The sequence below is a fragment of the Rhodanobacter ginsengiterrae genome (assembly GCF_050026815.1).
GTDB classification, from domain to species: Bacteria; Pseudomonadota; Gammaproteobacteria; order Xanthomonadales; family Rhodanobacteraceae; genus Rhodanobacter; species Rhodanobacter ginsengiterrae.
The window spans coordinates 340,554-358,547 of the sequence record NZ_JALBWO010000057.1; the positions used below are offsets into that span (position 1 = coordinate 340,554).

The 17,994-nt window shown below is 66.8% G+C and carries 17 protein-coding genes; 9 read left to right on the forward strand and 8 right to left on the reverse strand.

Annotated elements, in window-relative coordinates:
• Window positions 1-19: 19 nt before the first annotated feature.
• Genes ACQGNJ_RS16565 through ACQGNJ_RS16575 form a run of 3 tightly spaced genes read left to right on the forward strand, consistent with a single transcriptional unit; the run spans window position 20 to window position 1,269 of the window.
• Window positions 20-217: a hypothetical protein gene (locus ACQGNJ_RS16565; RefSeq protein WP_211004710.1), complete on the forward strand. Its 198-nt coding sequence runs from the start codon at window positions 20-22 to the stop codon at window positions 215-217.
• A gap of 12 nt (window positions 218-229) precedes the next feature.
• Entirely contained in the window at window positions 230-838 is a 609-nt protein-coding gene (locus ACQGNJ_RS16570; protein ID WP_426690349.1) for a DUF938 domain-containing protein, read from the forward strand.
• 29 nt (window positions 839-867) lie between these two features.
• Window positions 868-1,269, forward strand: a complete 402-nt coding sequence (locus tag ACQGNJ_RS16575) for a YchJ family protein (protein WP_426690350.1) — start codon at window positions 868-870, stop codon at window positions 1,267-1,269.
• 3 nt (window positions 1,270-1,272) lie between these two features.
• Here the strand turns inward: ACQGNJ_RS16575 and ligB are convergent, their stop codons facing one another.
• A complete protein-coding gene (gene ligB, locus ACQGNJ_RS16580) occupies window positions 1,273-2,964 on the reverse strand; it encodes an NAD-dependent DNA ligase LigB (RefSeq protein WP_426690351.1) in 1,692 nt (563 codons plus the stop codon).
• 103 nt (window positions 2,965-3,067) lie between these two features.
• Window positions 3,068-3,841: an NRDE family protein gene (locus ACQGNJ_RS16585; protein ID WP_426690352.1), complete on the reverse strand. Its 774-nt coding sequence runs from the start codon at window positions 3,839-3,841 to the stop codon at window positions 3,068-3,070.
• An 87-nt stretch (window positions 3,842-3,928) separates the two neighbouring features.
• Here ACQGNJ_RS16585 and ACQGNJ_RS16590 point away from each other — a divergent pair, with 87 nt between their 5' ends.
• Window positions 3,929-5,152: a murein hydrolase activator EnvC family protein gene (locus ACQGNJ_RS16590; RefSeq protein WP_426690353.1), complete on the forward strand. Its 1,224-nt coding sequence runs from the start codon at window positions 3,929-3,931 to the stop codon at window positions 5,150-5,152.
• Between the two features lie 135 nt (window positions 5,153-5,287).
• Window positions 5,288-6,655: a S41 family peptidase gene (locus tag ACQGNJ_RS16595; RefSeq protein WP_426690354.1), complete on the forward strand. Its 1,368-nt coding sequence runs from the start codon at window positions 5,288-5,290 to the stop codon at window positions 6,653-6,655.
• A 140-nt stretch (window positions 6,656-6,795) separates the two neighbouring features.
• Here the strand turns inward: ACQGNJ_RS16595 and rpoH are convergent, their stop codons facing one another.
• Window positions 6,796-7,656, reverse strand: coding sequence for an RNA polymerase sigma factor RpoH (rpoH, locus tag ACQGNJ_RS16600; protein ID WP_426690355.1), 861 nt, complete (start codon window positions 7,654-7,656; stop codon window positions 6,796-6,798).
• A gap of 323 nt (window positions 7,657-7,979) precedes the next feature.
• Here rpoH and ACQGNJ_RS16605 point away from each other — a divergent pair, with 323 nt between their 5' ends.
• Window positions 7,980-8,654 (forward strand): Fe2+-dependent dioxygenase, encoded by a 675-nt coding sequence (locus ACQGNJ_RS16605; RefSeq protein WP_426690356.1) that lies wholly within the window; start codon window positions 7,980-7,982, stop codon window positions 8,652-8,654.
• 4 nt (window positions 8,655-8,658) lie between these two features.
• Here ACQGNJ_RS16605 and ung read toward each other — a convergent pair whose 3' ends face one another.
• The 5 genes from ung to ACQGNJ_RS16630 all read right to left on the reverse strand — a co-directional run bounded on the left by ung (window position 8,659) and on the right by ACQGNJ_RS16630 (window position 13,973).
• On the reverse strand, window positions 8,659-9,384 hold the full coding sequence (gene ung, locus ACQGNJ_RS16610) for a uracil-DNA glycosylase (protein WP_426690357.1): 726 nt from the start codon (window positions 9,382-9,384) through the stop codon (window positions 8,659-8,661).
• The gene (locus ACQGNJ_RS16615; RefSeq protein ID WP_426690358.1) at window positions 9,381-10,223 is read right to left on the reverse strand and encodes a response regulator; all 843 of its coding nucleotides are present in this window, start codon (window positions 10,221-10,223) and stop codon (window positions 9,381-9,383) included. Before ACQGNJ_RS16615 ends, ung begins: the two co-directional genes overlap by 4 nt.
• Before the next feature lie 139 nt (window positions 10,224-10,362).
• Window positions 10,363-11,316 (reverse strand): permease-like cell division protein FtsX, encoded by a 954-nt coding sequence (gene ftsX / locus ACQGNJ_RS16620; protein WP_426690673.1) that lies wholly within the window; start codon window positions 11,314-11,316, stop codon window positions 10,363-10,365.
• 23 nt (window positions 11,317-11,339) lie between these two features.
• Complete coding sequence (gene ftsE / locus ACQGNJ_RS16625; protein ID WP_426690359.1) at window positions 11,340-12,017, reverse strand: cell division ATP-binding protein FtsE; 678 nt, start codon at window positions 12,015-12,017, stop codon at window positions 11,340-11,342.
• A gap of 201 nt (window positions 12,018-12,218) precedes the next feature.
• Window positions 12,219-13,973 carry a DEAD/DEAH box helicase gene (locus ACQGNJ_RS16630; protein WP_426690360.1) on the reverse strand — a complete coding sequence of 585 codons (1,755 nt, stop codon included), beginning with the start codon at window positions 13,971-13,973 and terminating at the stop codon, window positions 12,219-12,221.
• A gap of 393 nt (window positions 13,974-14,366) precedes the next feature.
• Here ACQGNJ_RS16630 and trxA point away from each other — a divergent pair, with 393 nt between their 5' ends.
• The 3 genes from trxA to ACQGNJ_RS16645 all read left to right on the forward strand — a co-directional run bounded on the left by trxA (window position 14,367) and on the right by ACQGNJ_RS16645 (window position 17,860).
• On the forward strand, window positions 14,367-14,693 hold the full coding sequence (gene trxA, locus ACQGNJ_RS16635; protein WP_426690361.1) for a thioredoxin TrxA: 327 nt from the start codon (window positions 14,367-14,369) through the stop codon (window positions 14,691-14,693).
• A 187-nt stretch (window positions 14,694-14,880) separates the two neighbouring features.
• Window positions 14,881-16,695, forward strand: a complete 1,815-nt coding sequence (gene rho, locus ACQGNJ_RS16640) for a transcription termination factor Rho (RefSeq protein WP_426690362.1) — start codon at window positions 14,881-14,883, stop codon at window positions 16,693-16,695.
• Window positions 16,696-16,804: 109 nt separating this feature from the next.
• A complete protein-coding gene (locus tag ACQGNJ_RS16645) occupies window positions 16,805-17,860 on the forward strand; it encodes an acyltransferase family protein (protein ID WP_426690363.1) in 1,056 nt (351 codons plus the stop codon).
• Window positions 17,861-17,994 lie beyond the last annotated feature (134 nt).

The window sequence follows — 17,994 nt, forward strand, 5'->3', positions numbered from 1 at the left end:
CAACCGCGAGGAACGACCGATGGCTGGTTTCCTGCTCTGGCTGTTGCTGCTGGTGTTCTGCTGGCCGCTGGCGTTGCTCGCGCTGGTGCTCTACCCGATCGTGTGGCTGCTGCTGTTGCCGCTGCGGCTGGTGGGCATCACGGTCAGCGCCGTGTTCGCCTTCCTCGGCGCGCTGCTGATGTTGCCGGCACGGGTACTGCGCGGCCATCCGGTCTGAATTGATCGCGGCGTGGAAAAACCGCATTCGCCTTCGTGCCAGCGCAATCGGGAGCCGATCCTTGCCGTGCTGCGCGAGCAGTTTGCCGATCGTCACCACGTGCTGGAGATCGGCAGCGGCACCGGCGAGCACGCCGTGCATTTCGCCGCGGCGCTGCCGCAGCTGAACTGGCAAAGTTCCGATCGCCGCGAGAACCTGCCCGGCATCCGAGCCTGGCTGGATGAGGCGGCGCTGCCGAACACCCCGGCGCCGCTGGCATTCGATGTCGGCGGCGACTGGCCAGCCGGCCCGTTCGATGCCGTATTCAGCGCCAACACCCTGCACATCATGGACTGGCGTGAAGTAGAGCGAATGTTCGCGCGGCTGCCGTCGATCCTGACCGACGATGCGGTCATGGTGGTCTACGGCCCGTTCAATTATGGCGGCCGCTACAGCAGCGACAGCAATGCCGCATTCGACCAGTGGCTGAAGGCCCGTGGCACGCACATGGCGATCCGCGATGCGGAAGCGGTCGACGCGCTGGCGGACGCCGCCGGCCTGCGCCTGGCCGCCGACCTCGCGATGCCGGCCAACAACCGCTGCCGCGTGTGGCGTCGCGGGTCGATCGAGGCTCACCTGTAAAATTTCGCCGAACCGGGTACAAAGGCGGCATGAAGTCGATCGATACCCTGACCCCCTGCCCTTGCGGCAACCCGGCCGGTTACACCGCCTGTTGTGGCGCACTGCACGAGGGGGTGGTCGCCGCGACGGCGGAGCAGTTGATGCGCTCGCGCTACAGTGCCTACGTGCTCAAGCGCGAGGACTACCTGCTGGCCAGCTGGCACCCGGACACTCGCCCGGCCACGTTGCGACTGGCCGCGCAACAGCCGCCGCCGACCTGGCTGGGACTGGAGGTCCGCCGCGCGGAGCAGGTCGACGGCGACCACGCCACCATTGAATTTGTCGCCCGCTATCGTCTTGGCGGCGGGCGTGCACAACGCCAGCACGAGACCAGCCGCTTCGCGCGCAGGGACGGTCGCTGGTACTACCTCGACGGCGAACTGAAGAGCTGATGCTCAGAAGCCCTGCACGCCGGCTGCGTGCAGGCGCGCGGCTTGCGCACGCACTTCCGCGCAGCCGAAGAACTGCACCAGCTGATTCGCACGGGTGGCACCGATGCCATCGATCGTCTGCCAGTCTCCCGCCGTGCGCGCGCTCATCGAGGGCCAGTCGGTGAGGCCGGTGGCGACCCCGGCCGGCAGGCCGAGCGCGCGCAGCCAGCGCGGGAACGGGCGGTCGCGCGCACCGGCGAACGTGCGCGCCAGCGTGGCTGCGCGTGTTGCACCGATGCCGGACACGCGGGCCAGTTGCGTCGGCGTGAGCGACATCCAGTCCAGCAGGTCGTGCACCAGGCCCGCATCCATCAGCGCCTGCCAGGTGTCCTCGCCCAGCCCATCCAGCTGCAGGCCCTGGCGGCCACCCAGCCAGACCAGGCGCGCGCGAAATTGCTGCTCGCAACCCGGGCCGGCGTGCCAGCAACTGAGCGGCCCATGCTGCCGCGGATCCGGGGGCGTGACGGCAGCGCGTTGCTGCGTGCGCCATGCCACCGACTGCAGGCGCGGAATGGTCAGCCCGGCCAGTACCACCTCGACCTGGTCGCCGGGCCGGATGTCGAGCTCCTGCCAGCGCTTGAGCGAGCCGGCGCTGACCCGCTGCACGCGATGGTCGTCCAGTTGCACCGGCTCCAGTTCGAGCACCGGCGTGATGCGGCCACTGCGACCCACGGTGAAGTCGACCGCGCGGACCTCAGCCAGCGCCGAAGCGGCCGGATATTTCCACGCTACCGCCCATTCCGGTGGTGCGGCCCGCCAACTCGACGCGGCTGGACGATGGCCCTGGCGGACGACGGTGCCATCAGCAGCAAACGGCATCGCGTGGCGAAACCACTGCTCACGCCAGCGCTGCACGTCGTCGATGGATCTCACCGCGTGGGTGTAGCTCACGCTGTCGGCCAGGCCCATTGCCTGGAGACCGGCCAGTCGCGCCGGCATGTCGGCCGGGCCGCTGGGCCAGTCCCACACGAACAGGCCGATCTGCGCCGCGGAATCGGCATCCAGCGCATCGCGTGCCAGCGCGCCGGCCACCGCCGAGCGCGCGTTGGCGCCACCGTCGTCGGCCTGCACATGCCCCGCCAGGCGCCAGTAGAGTTCGCCCTGCAGCACCACCCGGGCCGGCGCATGCGGCAGATGCTTGGGAATCGCTTCGATGTCCTGCGCCTTGGCCAGCCAGTCCGAGCCTTGCAGTCCGTTGCCGCGGCTGCTGGCCTGGCGCAACTGGCCGTCCACATACAACAGCGTCACGGCGACGCCGTCGGCCTTCGGCTGCACCCACAGGTCGCGTCCGCTGCGCCGTTGCATCCAGTCGGCCAGCGCGGCCGCGTCGGGCAGCTTGGCCAGGCCGGTCTGCGCCACCGGCGAGCGCACGCTGCCGCTGGCGTCGGCAAGATGCGCCAGCGGCGCAGGTGCCTGCGCGGGAAAGCAGCGGCTCCACTGCGCCAGCCGCTGCTTCGCCTGGTCGTAGACCGCGTCATCCACCGGTGACTGGCCGCTGACGCGATAGGCGTGATTCCAGCCATCGAGTCGATCGTGCAAGGCGAACAGCTCCTGTCGCGCCTGTGCCGGCGACCACGCAGGACAGTCGCCCGCGCGCGCCGCGCCGACCATCAGCATGGCCAGGGCGATCATCGGCACCAGCTTCTTCGTCTGCATGCCGCGCTCCGCTCCGTGGATACAGCGGGCAGGCTATCCAGCGATCCGGCCACCCGGCAGCCGAGGATGCCGATGGCGCGCGTAGGCGCCGGGCTTGAGTGACTCAGGCTGACGGCCGCCCGGTGAAGCGCAGCATCGTTTCGCCCTCGAAGCGTCCGTTCGGGCCGAAGCGCCGTTCCGCGATCACGCCGTGCCCATCGTGGCCGATCGCCACCACCGTGCTGGCACGGGTGCCGTACTGCTCGCCCCGGATGAACGCCGACGACAGCCAACGCTCGCGCTCCAGGCCCACCCCGGTATCCGGCAATTGCGCGTCCGGCGCCGGCCGCTCGTCGGCCAGAGCCTCGAACAGGTCGGCGAAGTCGTTCATGTCGCCGGCATCGATCCAGGCTTGCAGTTGCTGCATCAAGGCGCGCGTCTTCGGCCACGGCGTGTTGAAGTCGGCATTGGACAGCCCGTGCACGCCCGGCGTCACCGCTTGCAATCGTGCCTCCGGGCGATTGCCCAGGTAGAACGCGGCATGCGCATCGAAGGTCAGCAGGTTGAACGGCCGGTAGTCATCCGCCGTGCGCAACAGCCGATGCGCGTGGCCCGGCGCATCGGCGTCACCGACCAGATAGTCGCTGACCAGCAGCCCGCGCGACGCGCCCCGCTGCGGATCCGCCGGATCACGCACATTGGTCACCACGCTGCAGCGCCCGTTGTCACCGACCCCGAGCCAGCTGCCGCCCGCCTCGCCATCGCGCCCGCCGATGATCGGCAGATCGTCCCAGCGCGCCAGCGGAAGGCTGGGACGCGCATGTAACTCGTCACGGTTGCCGGCCAGCAGCAGGCGCCAGCGCGGGTGCATCTTCCAGGCGAAAGCGATCAGGCACATGCCTTGAATCTACGCCACGGCAGGCCGCAGCTGCCAGCGGCGATTGCCAGCTAACCCAAGGAGCACCGCGTCGGCGATAATCGCCGAATGCCCATTCGCCACCGCGTAACCCGCTTGTTCATTCCCGGCCTGCTTGCCGTGCTGCTGGCAGGCGGGCTGGGCAGCTCCACGATCATGGCTCGCCCGATCAAGGGCAGCACCGCCGAGCAGGCCCAGGCCAGAAAGGAGCTGGCCGAACTGCAGCAGAAGATGAAAGCGCTGGCGAAACAGCAGGCCGACACTGCTGCCAAGCGCGACAGCGTCAATGCCCAGCTGGCGAAGCAGGCCAATGCGCTGGCCAGCGCAGCGCGCGCGGTACGCCAGACCGACGCCGAACTGGCCGCCAAGCAGCAACAGCTGGAGCAGTTGCAGCAGCAACGCACGGCGCTGAACCAGACGTTGCACAGCCAGCGTGCGGCGATCGCCGAGCTGCTGCGCGCCACCTATGCGCTCGGTCACGGCTCGGACCTGCGCCTGCTGCTGGGCGATGAAGACGTGGCGCGCATCGCGCGTGCGCTGGTCTATTCGAAGTATTTCCAGCAGGACCGCGTGCAACGCGTGCAGAAACTGATGGACGACCTGGCCACCTTGCAGCAGCTGGAAAGCTCGATCAGCGCCGAGCAGCAGGCGCTGCAGGCCGCGAAAGCCAAGCGCGAGCAGCAGGCCGCGGAGCTTGGCCAGCAACGCGCCGCCCAGCAGAAGCTGGCCGCCGAAACCGACGCCCAATACAAGGATCAGGCCGGGAAGCTGGTCGCCCTGAAACAGAATGCGCAGTCACTGAACAACCTTCTCGACAAATTGCAGAAGGCGATCGACGAGGCCGCCGCGCGCGCCGCCGCCGAACGCGCCGAGGCGGTCCGGAAGCACCCGGGACACCAACCGCCACCGCCGATCGAGATCGGCGGCGCCGGCGCGAATATCCGCGGCAACCTGCCGTGGCCGGCCAGTGGCGTGGTCAACAGCTATGGCAATGGTGTGCTGATCAAGGCCGGTGGCGGCAGCGAGATCCACGCCGTGGCGCGCGGCAAGGTGATCTACGCCGGCTTCCTGCGCGGCTACGGCATGCTGGTGATCGTCAACCATGGCAATGGCTGGATGAGCATGTACGGCAACAACGAGAGTGTGTTGCGCGACGTCGGCGACCCGGTCGAGGCCGGGCAGGTGATCGGCACCGCCAGCGCGCCCACCGGCATCAATACCGGCGTCTATTTCGAGCTGCGCAAGAACGGCAAGCCGGTCGATCCGCGCAGTTGGTTGAGCCAGCGCCGTTGACGACGAGGCGGTCGCACCGCAGGCTAGTGTCCAACCTGCGATGAATTTCCCCCGGGGTTTGGTTGTCTCAAGTCCCAGCAACTCACTCGATGGCGTGCGAGCGCGCCAACTGCCCGTTGTCCGGAGTCACCCTGCATGTGCCCCACCTCCCGTATCCCGCTCGCCCTGCTGCTTGCCGCTCCGTTCCTGCTGGCCACACCAGCCGGCTTCGCGCAGGACTCGCCGGGCAGCGCCTCGGTCGCAGCACCGGTCAATCTGCCGGCCACCAGCAGCAGCGCCAGCGTGCCGAGCGCGGTGGACCTGGACGACATCCGCAATTTCAGCCGGGTCTACGAAGTGGTGCGCCAGGCGTACGTGGAGAAGGTCGACGACAAGACGCTGATGAAGGCCGCGATCACCGGCATGCTGGCCGGCCTCGATCCGCACAGCGAGTACCTGGACAGGGACGGCCTGACCCAGCTCAACGAAGACACTACCGGTGAATACAGCGGGCTTGGCATCGAGGTGCTGCAGGTCGATGGCGGCCTGCGCATCGTCTCGCCGATCGACGACACGCCGGCTGCGCGCGCGGGGATCAAGGCCGGCGACAACATCGTCAAGATCAACGGCACACTGATCGACGCACAGAATGTGGACGACATGTTCCGCCAGTTGCGCGGCAAGCCCGGCAGCAAGATCGAGCTGACCATCGCGCACCCGAACAGCGACAAGCTGGTCGACCTGCATCTCGTGCGCGAGAACATTTCGGTCAGCAGCATCAAGGTGCGCGAACTGGAACCGGGCTATGCCTACGTGCGGATCAGCCAGTTCCAGCAAGACACCGCCGGCGACCTGCAGCACAAGCTGGCCGAGCTGATCGGCAAGAACGGTCCGCCCAGGGGCGCCGTGCTGGACTTGCGCAACAACCCGGGCGGCCTGCTCACCGCCGCGGTCGGCGTCAGCGACGACTTCCTCGACGCCGGCACCATCGTCACCACCCGCGGCCGATTGCAGGACGCCAACATGAGCTTCAAGGCACACCCCGGCGACCAGCTCAACGGTGCACCGCTGATCGTGTTGACCAACAACGGCACGGCGTCGGCGGCGGAGATCGTCTCCGGCGCGTTGAAAGACAACCACCGGGCGCTGATCATGGGCCAGCGCACCTTCGGCAAGGGCGTGGTGCAGACCGTGCTGCCGCTGGACGCCGACCACGCGGTGAAGATCACCACCGCGCGTTATTACACGCCGAACGGCACCTCGATCCAGGCCGAAGGCATCAAGCCCGATATCGCGCTGGCCGAACTGACCGTCAACAAGGCCGACAGCGGCCCGGTGCTGATCAGCTCGGAAGCCGATCTGCCCAACCATCTGGCCAATGAGAATGCCGCGGCCGGCACCGACATCAACAACGACGGCAGCGCCGCCGACGGCAAGCTGGCTGCCAGCGACTATGCGCTGTCGCAAGCGTTGAATGTGTTGAAGGGCATGGCGCTGCGGCAACCGGCTACCACGAACCACTGACCGGCCAGGCTGCACGCCAGGTCAGCAGTGGTTCCACGAGGTGGCGGTTCCACACCTACGAAAACGGCCCCTCGCGGGGCCGTTTTGCCATTCCGGAAATCCTCACCCGCAAGCAGGTTCGGACCTTCGAAGCCTGTGCCTCATGCCGTGGCGAACAGGCTGCGCATCTTCTTCATCGCGTTCGCCTCGACCTGGCGGATACGCTCGGCCGATACACCGTACTCGTCGGCCAGATCCTGCAGTGTCGCCTTGTTATCGTCGTCCAGCCAGCGGCGCTGGATGATGTCGCGCGAACGCTTGTCCAGGTGGCTCAACGCGTCGGTCAGCGTCTGCATCTGGTTGTCGGCGTAGTCTTCGTCGGACACGTTCTCGTACGGGTCGGCGCCGTCGTCGATCAGGAACGCCGCCGGTGCCGGCTTCGCATCCTCATCGTCGCCCACCGGCTCGAAGCCGATGTCACGACCGGACAGACGCGATTCCATCTCGCGCACCGTCGACTCGGGCACGCCCAGATCCTTTGCCACGGTGCTCACTTCGGCCGCATTCATCCAGCCCAGGCGCTTCTTGCTCTTGCGCAGGTTGAAGAACAGCTTGCGCTGCGCCTTGGTGGTGGCGACCTTCACGATGCGCCAGTTCTTGAGGATGAATTCGTGCATTTCGGCACGGATCCAGTGCACCGCGAAGCTGACCAGACGCACGCCCTGATCGGGATCAAAACGCTTGACCGCCTTCATCAGACCGATGTTGCCTTCCTGGATCAGGTCGGCCAGCTGCAACCCGTAACCGGAATAACCACGCGCCACATGCACCACAAAGCGCAGGTGCGACATGACCAGCTTCTTCGCGGCGGCCAGGTTGGCTTCCTCGAGATAGTCGCGCGACAACGCCTGCTCTTCTTCGGAGCTGAGCACCGGGATCCGGTGGACCGCGGAAATATACGCATCCAGGCTGCCGACGACGCTCGGCAGCGGGAAGTTGGCGGTCACCAAGGCTTGAGACATGGGTTAAACCTCCTGCATGACGTTCAAGTTTAGCACTCGGGTAGTTGGAGTGCTAAGCCCGGGTTTGGTTCCGGGCTTTTAATGAACTGAATGGTACATATATTCGCGGTCGCTGTCCAGCTGTCTTTTCTTTCGACACCAGCTTGCCGGGAGTTACGTTCAAAACGCGTCACGGCCCGTCGAGCGGAGGCTCGACCGCGCTCGGCTCGCTGCCGCAGCCCGTCGAGGCTACCGTTCGTTTCCACACGTTTCAGGGCTCGCTACAATCACCCGTCGCGCTTCAGCTATCCGCGCCAGCGACCGCGCCGCCAAGTGGAATCACTGTGATCATTTGCGTTCCCAATGTGTTGACCGCCGAGGAGCTGGGCGCGATACGCAGCGAGCTCCGCACCGCTTCCTTCATCGACGGAGCCGACACGGCCGGCTGGTCGGCTCGCGAAGTGAAGAAGAACCTGCAGGTCAACGCCGACAGCGAAAGCCAGGCGCGGCTGCGGGAGATCGTGCGCAGCGCCTTTCTGCGCAGCGCCATGCTGCAGACGGCAATCCTGCCGGTCGCCATGACCCAGCCGCTGTTCAACCGTTACGACGTCGGCATGCAATACGGCCGGCATGTCGATGCGCCGGTGATGGGCGGACTCGGCAGCGCGGTGCGTACCGATGTGGCGATCACGCTGTTCCTGTCCGATCCGGCCAGCTACGACGGTGGCGACTTGGTGGTGGACGCCAGCGGCATGGAATACGGCTTCAAGCTGGATGCCGGCGCGGCCATTGCCTACCCGGCCAATTCGCTGCATCACGTGACCCCGGTGACTCGCGGCGCGCGCCATGCCGCGATCATCTGGGTGCAAAGCCAGGTGCGCGAGCCAGCCAGGCGCGAAGTGCTGTGGGATCTGGACAACGCCAAGCGGCAGATTTTCTCGCGCGAGGGCAAGAGCGCCACGTTCGACGCGATCAGCAAGTCGCATGCGAACCTGCTGCGCATGTGGGCCAACGTCTAGAACTTCAGGCGGAACTCGCCGTCGCTTGCTGCAACGCGGCCCGCGGCGGCAACGACCAGTCGATCGGCGCGTGGCCGTGACTTTCCAGATAACGGTTGGCGGCGGAGAAATGCCCGCAGCCGATGAAGCCGCGATGTGCCGACAGCGGCGAGGGATGTACCGAGCTCAGCACGCAGTGGCGCTTGCGATCGATCAACTCGCCCTTGCGCTGGGCATGCGCGCCCCACAGCAGGAACACCAGGCCTTCGCGCTCGCGGTTGAGCGCGTCGATTGCGGCGTCGGTGAAGCCTTCCCAGCCCTTGCCCTGGTGCGCCGCTGCAAGGCCCTCTTCCACCGTCAGCACGCTGTTCAGCAACAGCACGCCGCGATCGGCCCACGACGTAAGACAGCCATGGTCGGGTCGCGGCAGACCCAGATCCCGGGTGATTTCCTTGAAGATGTTGTCCAGTGATGGCGGCACCCGCACGCCCGGGCGCACCGAGAAGCACAGGCCATGCGCCTGGCCCGGACCGTGATACGGATCCTGGCCGAGGATCACCACGCGCACCGCATCGAACGGGGTGTGCGCAAACGCGGCGAAAATCTCCGGCCCGGGTGGGTAAATGCGTTTGCCGTGACGGATTTCCTCCCGCAGGAAGGCCGCCAACGCCTGCATCTCGGGGCGCTGCAGGTAGTCGCCGATGCGCGCCATCCACGACGGCTCCAGCCGCGCCTTCGCTGTCTCGCTCATGCCTCGGCCGTGTGCTCGCGCAGATGCCTGGCCACGCGCAACTGGAACAGCACCTTGGTGATCAGCAGCCTTTCCTCGACCGGTTTCTCGACCAGGTCGTTGGCGCCCGACTTGATCAGCGCCGCCTGATTGGCGGGGTTTTCGTCGCCGGTCATCACCAGCACCGGCAGCCGGCCCTTGCCGTAGCCGAACTCGTTGCGGATGTGTTCGAGCAGGTCGCCGCCAGTCAACTCGCCTTTCAGGCTGACGTCGGTCAGCACCACGTCGGCACCCACCTCACCCTGCGCACGGGACATTTCCAGCAGGGCCAGCGCGTCTTCCACGCTGACCACGTGACGCACGGTCAGGCCGATTTTCTCCAGCATGCGGCGCGTGGCCAGCGCCACCACCCGACTATCCTCGACGTACAGCACCACGCCTTCAGCGCTGGCCTCCGGGCTCACGTAGCCACGGATGAATTCCGCCAGCGCCTGGAAACCGAGCGCCTTGTCGAAATAGTCGGTGACATGCTCGCCCAGCGAGCGACGATGCAGGCGATCGTCGACGTCACCGGACACCACCACGATCGGCACATAGGCTTGCGGCGCCGATTCGCGCACGAAGCGCGCCAGTTCCAGCCCGTCCATGTCGGGCAGCCGCAGCGCGATGGTGATGAAATCGAACACACCCTCGCCCAGCACCTGCTGCGCCTCGGTGCCGCCGCCGCAGCCGACCACCTCCACGCCCGGCAGCTCGGCCTGCAGCACCCGGTTGATCAACTGCCGCACCACGCGCGAACCGTCGACCACCAGCACCCGCGGTGCGTCGGTAAGCAGACGGCTGCTGATCTTCGTACTCATTCCTTAACTCATCCGCTTGACCCGTGGCCATTCCCGGCCAGAGAACCTGCAAGTGCGTCCCCTGCACAAGCCTGAAGAAGCATAGTGCACCGGCAGCCGCCCCCGGCGCTGCGATTCACGTCACCCCCGCTGCATCACGCTAGCCGGCCTTGCGCAATTGCCATGCACTGACCAGACGGGCGCCAAGCCAGCCCAGCGCCGCGGCCACCAGCGGCACCGCCAGCAGCAACCATACCGGCAAGCCGCCTACCTGCAGCTTGCCATCATAAGCCTGACTCAGCCGGGCCACCGGCGCGGCCAGCGTCCATTCGATCAGCACCGCCAGGCCAGCGGCCAGCAAACCGCTGAACAGGCCATACCAGATCCCCGCGTACAGGTAAGGCCGGCGAATGAAGGCGCCGCTGGCGCCGACCAGCAACAGCACGCCGATCTCCTCGCTGCGGCTGGCGATGTCCACCCGCACCGTGTTGCCCACCACCAGCAGCGCGGCCAGCGTCAGCAGCGAAGCCAGCACCAGCACCACGCGGTTGCCCAGGTCGAGCAGGGCATCCAGGCGTTGCCGCCAGCTGCCGCTGTCCTGCACCAGGTCGACGCCGCGCATGCCGCGCACATCGACCACCAGCTGCTGCAGCGTCTGCGCCGTAGTGCCGTCGCGTGGCTGCAGTTGCAGCACGTAAGGCAGGGGGTTGTCGTCCAGCGTCTGCAGTGCGCCGGAGAAACCCTGCATCTTCGCCAGTTCGTCCATGCCCTGCTGCGGCGTCTTCACGCTGACTGTTGCCAGCTCGGGACGATCGCCCAGCTGTCTGGCCAGCAACTGCACCTGCGACGCGCTCTGCCCCGGCTGCAGGAACACACTGATCGACTGGCTCTGGCCGAGGGCGCGGCCAAGTTGCTGCACATTGCCCAGCAACAGGTAGAACGCCAGCGGCAAGGCCAGCGCCAGTCCCATCACGGCAATCGTGAGCAGGCTGCCGAGCGGGCGCGACGCCAGCCGGCGCAGGCTCGATCCGGCGCTCCAGCGATGATGCTCCTGCCAGCTGCCGAAGCGGCTGCCGCGGCTGTGGCCGTTGCGCTGCGGTGCATCCGCCGCCACCCGCACGGATTCGGAAGATTCGCTCACAACACCTCCTGCGCCGCCAGGTCGGCGACCAGCCGGCCATGATCCAGCACGATCACCCGCTTCTTCATGCGCTTGATCAGCGGCAGGTCGTGGCTGGCGATCAACACGGTGGTGCCAACCTGCTGGAATTCGCCGAACAGGCCCATGATTTCCACTGCCAGTTGCGGGTCGAGGTTGCCAGTCGGCTCGTCGGCGATCAGCAGGCTGGGTCGCGCCACGATGGCGCGCGCAATGCCGACGCGCTGCTGTTCGCCGGTCGACAGCGTGGCCGGCAATTGCCGCTCGTAGGCGAGCAGGCCGACCTTCTCCAGCGCCGCACGGATCCTTCTGGCCCGCTCGGGCCGGGGCACGCCGCCGATCATCAGCGGCAGTTCGACGTTGTCGAACACGCTGCGATCGAGCAGCAGGCGGTGATCCTGGAACACCATGCCCAGGTGCCGGCGCCACTTCGGGATGCCGCTGTGGCGGATCCGGGCCAGACTCTTGCCGTCCACGTTGATCACGCCGTGCGAGGGCCGCTCGATCAGCCCCAGCAGCTTGAGCAAGGTGCTCTTGCCAGCGCCGGAATGCCCGGTGACGAAGGCCATCTCGCCGGTCGGCACCTCGAACGAAAGCTGCGAGAGCGCCTCATGGCCGCCCTCGTAGCGTTTGCTGACCTGGTCGAATTGGATCACCGAGCGTCCCCGAGCCTGCGTGTCGTCATATCAACCGCAAGGATAAGGGATGCCGGCGTCAAGAAGACGACTCGGCACGCCAATCGCCGCGGTTGATTCATGCGCGGCGAATGCGCGGCGACGGATCCGCGCCGCGGATTCGATCAAGCCCGGCGGCACGGGCGCGCCGGAACGGGCCTGTCGCCCTTTTCCGGACGATGCTCAGCGACCGGTGAACAGCCGCGTCAATCGACGGAACAGACCCGGCTTCTTTGGATGGGCATGCTCGACCGCCTTGCCCGAAGTCACCGCCACCTGGCGCGAGGGACGGCTGTGCGCGGGACTGTCGGTGGGCTGGGTCGCATTGCGCTCGCGCGGCGGGCGACGCTCGCCGCGCGGAGCACGACTGCCCTCGGCGACGGCAGCCGGCTGAGCGCCGTTCCCGGTACCCTCGGTCGGCGCAGCTTCGCGCCCGCGATTGCGCCCGCCACGCCGACGACGCGGCTTGCGCGTGCCTTCGGCGGCGATGCTGCCATCGGCCGCCGGTGCCGTGGCGGTCTTCTGCACGGGCACCGCCACCGGCTGTTCGGCCGCGGCGACCGGGCCGGCGTCAAGCACCGCCGGCTTGCGCTCGCGCGGCGGAGGCGCAGCACCACGATTGCCACCGCTGCGCTCGCCCGGGCGGCTGGAACCACCCGTGCGGCGCGGTTTCTCGCCCGGCCGCGGCGGCACCACATCGCCGAAGGCGGCGCTGTCGGCCGCGGCATTGGCGGCAAATTCCGCGTCGACTTCGCGCGGCTTCGGCATCACCAGCAAGGCCGGATCCATCGATGCCACCGGAATGCTCTGGCCGATATAGGTCTCGATATCCGGCAGCGACATGGCGTACAGGTCGCAGGCAAAGCTGATCGCGTCGCCTTCGGCACCCAGCCGCGCAGTACGCCCGATGCGATGCACGTAATCCTCCGCCTCGTGCGGCAGGTCGTAGTTGAACACGTGGCTGACCGCCGGAATGTGCAGCCCGCGCGCGGCCACGTCGGTGGCCACCAGGATGTCCAGCTGACCGTCCTGGAAACGCTGCAGCAGCTTCTGCCGCTTCAGCTGCGGCACGTCGCCGGAGATCGCGCCGACGCGGCAGCCGTGGCGCTTGACCCGCTCGGTGATGCGCTCGGCGGCGGCCTTGGTGTTGACGAAGATGATGCTGCGCGACGGCTTGTGCCGGTCGATCAGGTTCAGCAGCAGCGGCATCTTCTCTTCCTTGGCCGGGAAGTAGACCAGCTGGCGCACGTGGTCGGCGGTGACGTTGTCGCTCTCCACCACCAGCTTTTCGGCGTTGTGCATGTGCTCGTAGGCCAGCTCCAGCACGCGATGGCTCAGCGTGGCGGAGAACAGCAGCACCTGGCGCTGCTCACGTGGCGGCAGGCGCCGGAAGATGAAACGCACGTCCTTGATGAAGCCGAGATCGAACATCCGGTCGGCCTCGTCGATCACCATCACCTCGACGCTGTTGAGGCTGAAGACGCCCTGCTTGTGGTAGTCGAGCATGCGGCCGGGGGTGGCGATGATGATGTCGCAGCCGTCCTTCAGTTGCTGGCGCTGCTTGTCGTAGTCGACACCGCCATAGATCAGCGCGGTCTTCAGGCCCGTGTGGCGGCCGATGGCCTGGGCATCCTTGTCGATCTGGATCGCCAGTTCACGGGTCGGCGCGATGATCAGCGCGCGCGGGTCGCTGTCCTTGCGGTCGGCAACGGCCGGCGTGTTCAGCAGGCGGTTCATCAGCGCGACCAGGAAGGCGCAGGTCTTGCCGGTGCCGGTCTGCGCCTGGCCGGCGACGTCGCGGCCGGCCAGCGCAAGCGGCAGGGTCATTTCCTGGATGGGCGTGCAGCGGGTGAAACCGCTGTCGTCCAGTCCCTGCTGCAGCAGCGGGTGAAGATCGAAGTTTGCGAAGAAGGTATCGGTGAGTACGGTTTGTGACATATGGGGAATTCGGAACCTTTGCCTGACGGCGGCGTGATGCGCTGCACCCGTTGCAGCGGCCGGGGATCGGCGCGGAACGGTGCAGGACGGGGTGCGCGTGGCGCAGCGAAGCGTTCAATCTCGGGGTCGGCAAGGTCGCGCCGCGGCGTGCGACGCCGGATTTGACGGCGGTCCGACGGGCGGCCTGGAGGACCGCCCTTGAATCGTGCCCGGAGTTGCGCTGGAATGAAGACCTGCCGCCATGGCAAGACCTGTTCCGGCCCAACCCGCGCTTCGTGGGCGCCTGAGTGTAGCCGATGACGGCCCTGCCCGTCGTCACTCCTTGTTTTTCCGCCCCGACCACCCCATTGTTTTCGACCTGCCAGTTTTGGCCCCCAGCCACGGAGATCCCCGGTGAGCGACCTGATTACCCATGTGAACGACGACGCCTTCGAAGAGCAGGTGCTCAAGTCCGAAACCCCCGTCCTGCTCGATTTCTGGGCGGAATGGTGCGGCCCGTGCAAGGCCATCGCGCCGATGCTGGACGAACTGGCCAAGCAATACGAAGGCAAGCTGCGCGTGGTCAAGGTCAACATCGACCAGAACCAGCAGACCCCGCGCACCTACGGCGTACGCGGCATTCCGACCCTGATGGTGTTCAAGAACGGCAAGGTCGAGGCAACCCAGATCGGCGCCGTCAGCAAGGGTCAGCTGACCCAGATGATCGACAAGGCGATCTGATCCACCGGCGGCCAACCCGTCACCCGCAGCCTGCCCGGCGCCGTCCGGCAGGCTTGCCGCGCTTTACGGCGCACCACGACGGGTGCTAGATTCACCGCGTCCGTCGGGACAGTCCTGTCCCCTAGCGCCTTCCGCGCGACGCACATCCTCCCTCCTGTAATTCAACGGCGCCCCGCGAGGATTGCCCGTGTCCGATACCGATAACAAAATTCCGAACGACGCCAATAGCGCCGACTCCAAGCCTGTGGCCGAAGGCAAACCCGAGCCGCGTGCCCGAGCGCCACGACGCACGGCGGCGGCGATTGCCGCCGCGAATGCGGAGAAGGCCGTCGGCGGCGACAAGCCCGCTGCACCGGCACCGGCGCCCGCTCCGGTGCAGGCAAGCCTGCCGGTGACGTCGGCCGAACCTGCCACACCTCGCACCGCACCGGAACCGCGTGACAACGCCGGCCAGCAGAATCCGCCAGCGCCGCAGAACCAGGGCACGCCAAACCAGGCTGGCCAGAACCCGGCGCAGCCATCGGGTTCCAACCCGAATCCAAACCCGAACCCGAACGGTGGCCAGGGCAACCCCGCCCGTGAAGGTCGTGGCCGGCGCCGGCGCAATGAGCGCGGTGATCGCGGCGAACGCAACGAGCGCAGCAATCAGCCTCAGCCGCGCCCGCAGAATCATCCGCGGCCGAACCCGAACGGCCTGCCGGTCGACGACGACAACGCCGATCCGGGCAGCAACGACCGGGTGATCAACCTCACCGAGCTCAAGCGCATGAAGGCGCCGCAGCTGCTGGAGTTCGCCGAGTCGCTGAGCGTGTTCGAAGGCGTCGCCCGCGCGCGCAAGCAGGACGTGATCTTCAACGTGCTCAAGGCGCACGCGCGCTCCGGCGGCGGCATCTGGGCCGAAGGCGTGCTGGAAATCCTGCAGGACGGCTTCGGCTTCATGCGTTCGGCCGACGAATCCTACCTGGCCGGTCCGGACGACATCTACGTGTCGCCCAGCCAGATCCGCCGCTTCAACCTGCGCACCGGCGACTACATCACCGGTCGCGTGCGGCATCCGAAGGAAGGCGAGCGCTACTTCGCCATGCTGCGGGTGGAGACGATCAACGGCGACCCGCCGGAAGCGTCCAAGAACAAGATGCTGTTCGAGAACCTCACCCCGCTGTTCCCGCGCAAGGCGTTCAAGCTCGAGCGCGGCAACGGGTCCAGCGAGGACATCACCGGCCGCGTGCTCGACCTGATCGCACCGATCGGCAAGGGCCAGCGCGGCCTGATCGTCTCGCAGCCGAAGTCCGGCAAGACGATGATGCTGCAGAACATCGCCCAGGCGATCCAGTACAACCATCCCGAAGCGCACCTGATCATGCTGTTGATCGACGAGCGCCCGGAGGAAGTCACCGAGATCGCCCGCACCGTGCGCGGCGAAGTGATCAGTTCCACCTTCGACGAACCCGCCGTGCGCCACGTGCAGGTCGCCGAGATGGTGATCGAGCGGGCCAAGCGCCTGGTCGAGCACAAGAAGGACGTGATCATCCTGCTCGACTCGATCACCCGCCTGGCACGTGCCTACAACACGGTAATCCCCAGCTCCGGCAAGGTGCTCACCGGTGGTGTGGACGCCAACGCGCTGCAGCGACCGAAGCGTTTCTTCGGCGCCGCCCGCAACGTCGAGGAAGGCGGCAGCCTGACCATCATCGCCACCGCGCTGACCGAAACCGGCAGCAAGATGGACGAGGTGATCTACGAGGAGTTCAAGGGCACCGGCAACATGGAAGTCCATTTGAGCCGGCGCATTTCCGAGAAGCGCGTCTACCCGGCGATCGACATCAACCGCTCCGGCACCCGCCGCGAAGACCTGCTGATCGACCCGGACATGCTGGCCAAGATCTGGATCCTGCGCAAACTGCTGCACCCGATGGACGAGTTGTCGGCGATGGAGTTCATGCTCGACAAGATGAAGAACACCAAGTCCAACGACGAGTTCTTCAATTCGATGAAGCGCTGAAAACAGGGCCGGCCATGCCGGCCCTGTTCTTTCTGCCAGTCCTTTCCGGGACCTTGAACCCGGTCTTCGCCGACCATCAAGTACGGGCCAACGAACAAGGACCTTCGTCATGGACAGCCCTCGCCCGTTGCCGTCGGGCAGCCACGCAAACAATTTCGACGGGCTGCGGCTCGTCGCATCCTTGATGGTGCTGGTTTCCCACCAGTTCGTGCTGCTGGGCATGCACGAGTCCACGCTGGCGCAGGGCATGACCCTCGGTTCCATCGCCGTGGCGATGTTCTTCGCCATGAGCGGCTACCTGGTGACCGAGAGCTGGTTTCACGATCCGCACATCATGCGTTTCGCCATGCGCCGATTCCTGCGCATCTGGCCCGCGCTGATCGTCGCGACACTGGTCATCGTGATCGCCGGAGCCGCGCTCAGCACGTTGCCGCTACACGAATATTTCGGGCGCGAGACACGCCGCTTCATCACCTTCAATGCCCAGCTGCGTGCGTACTACACGCTGCCTGGCGTATTTGCCACGATCCCCGCCAACGCCAGCCTGTCCGCCGTCAATGGCAGTTGGTGGACGATTCCGCTGGAAGCGAAATGCTATGCGTATCTGGCCGTGCTCGGCGCCATCGGCCTGCGCCGACGAGTCTTTACCCTGCTGGCCCTGGCTGGCGTCGCGGTCATGTACGTCAAGACGCTACCCGGACACTCCCGCGAAGACGCGTTCGACAACATCTGCTACTTCTACACCGCCTTCTTCCTGGCCGGTGCCGCGTCCCGTCAGTTCATCGCGGAGATCCGACGTCACCGGCTGCTCCTGGCCTGCGGCGTCGCGGCGTGTCTGATGGCTGCCGCGTTGCTGCAACATGCGCGACTGGCGCAATGGGCCGTGCTGGTGCCGTTGACCTTGTGGTTTGGGCAGCAAAGCACCCCCGGGCTGCGTTCCGCCGCCCGCTTCGGTGACCTGTCGTACAGCGCCTATCTTTACGCCTACTTCGTGCAGCAACTGACCGTGCATCTGTGGCCGACGACGCCCTCGTATCTGGCAACCACCAGCGTGGCCGCCCTGGTCACGGCGCTGATCGCGTGGGGCTCCTGGCATGCCGTGGAGGCGCCGGCGCTGTCGCTGAAACGGCGACTTCGCAGCTGGTTTCCCGATTTTTCCCCCTGACCGGGCCGCTGCCGACGATCTGCCCCGGGTGCCCGCGTGATTTGATCCAGCTCAGGGCAGACTCCATCCACTGCTGCTCCAATAGGCTGCCCGGGCGCGCATTCCGCGGCCCCCCTTTTCGTCGCCGTACGCCG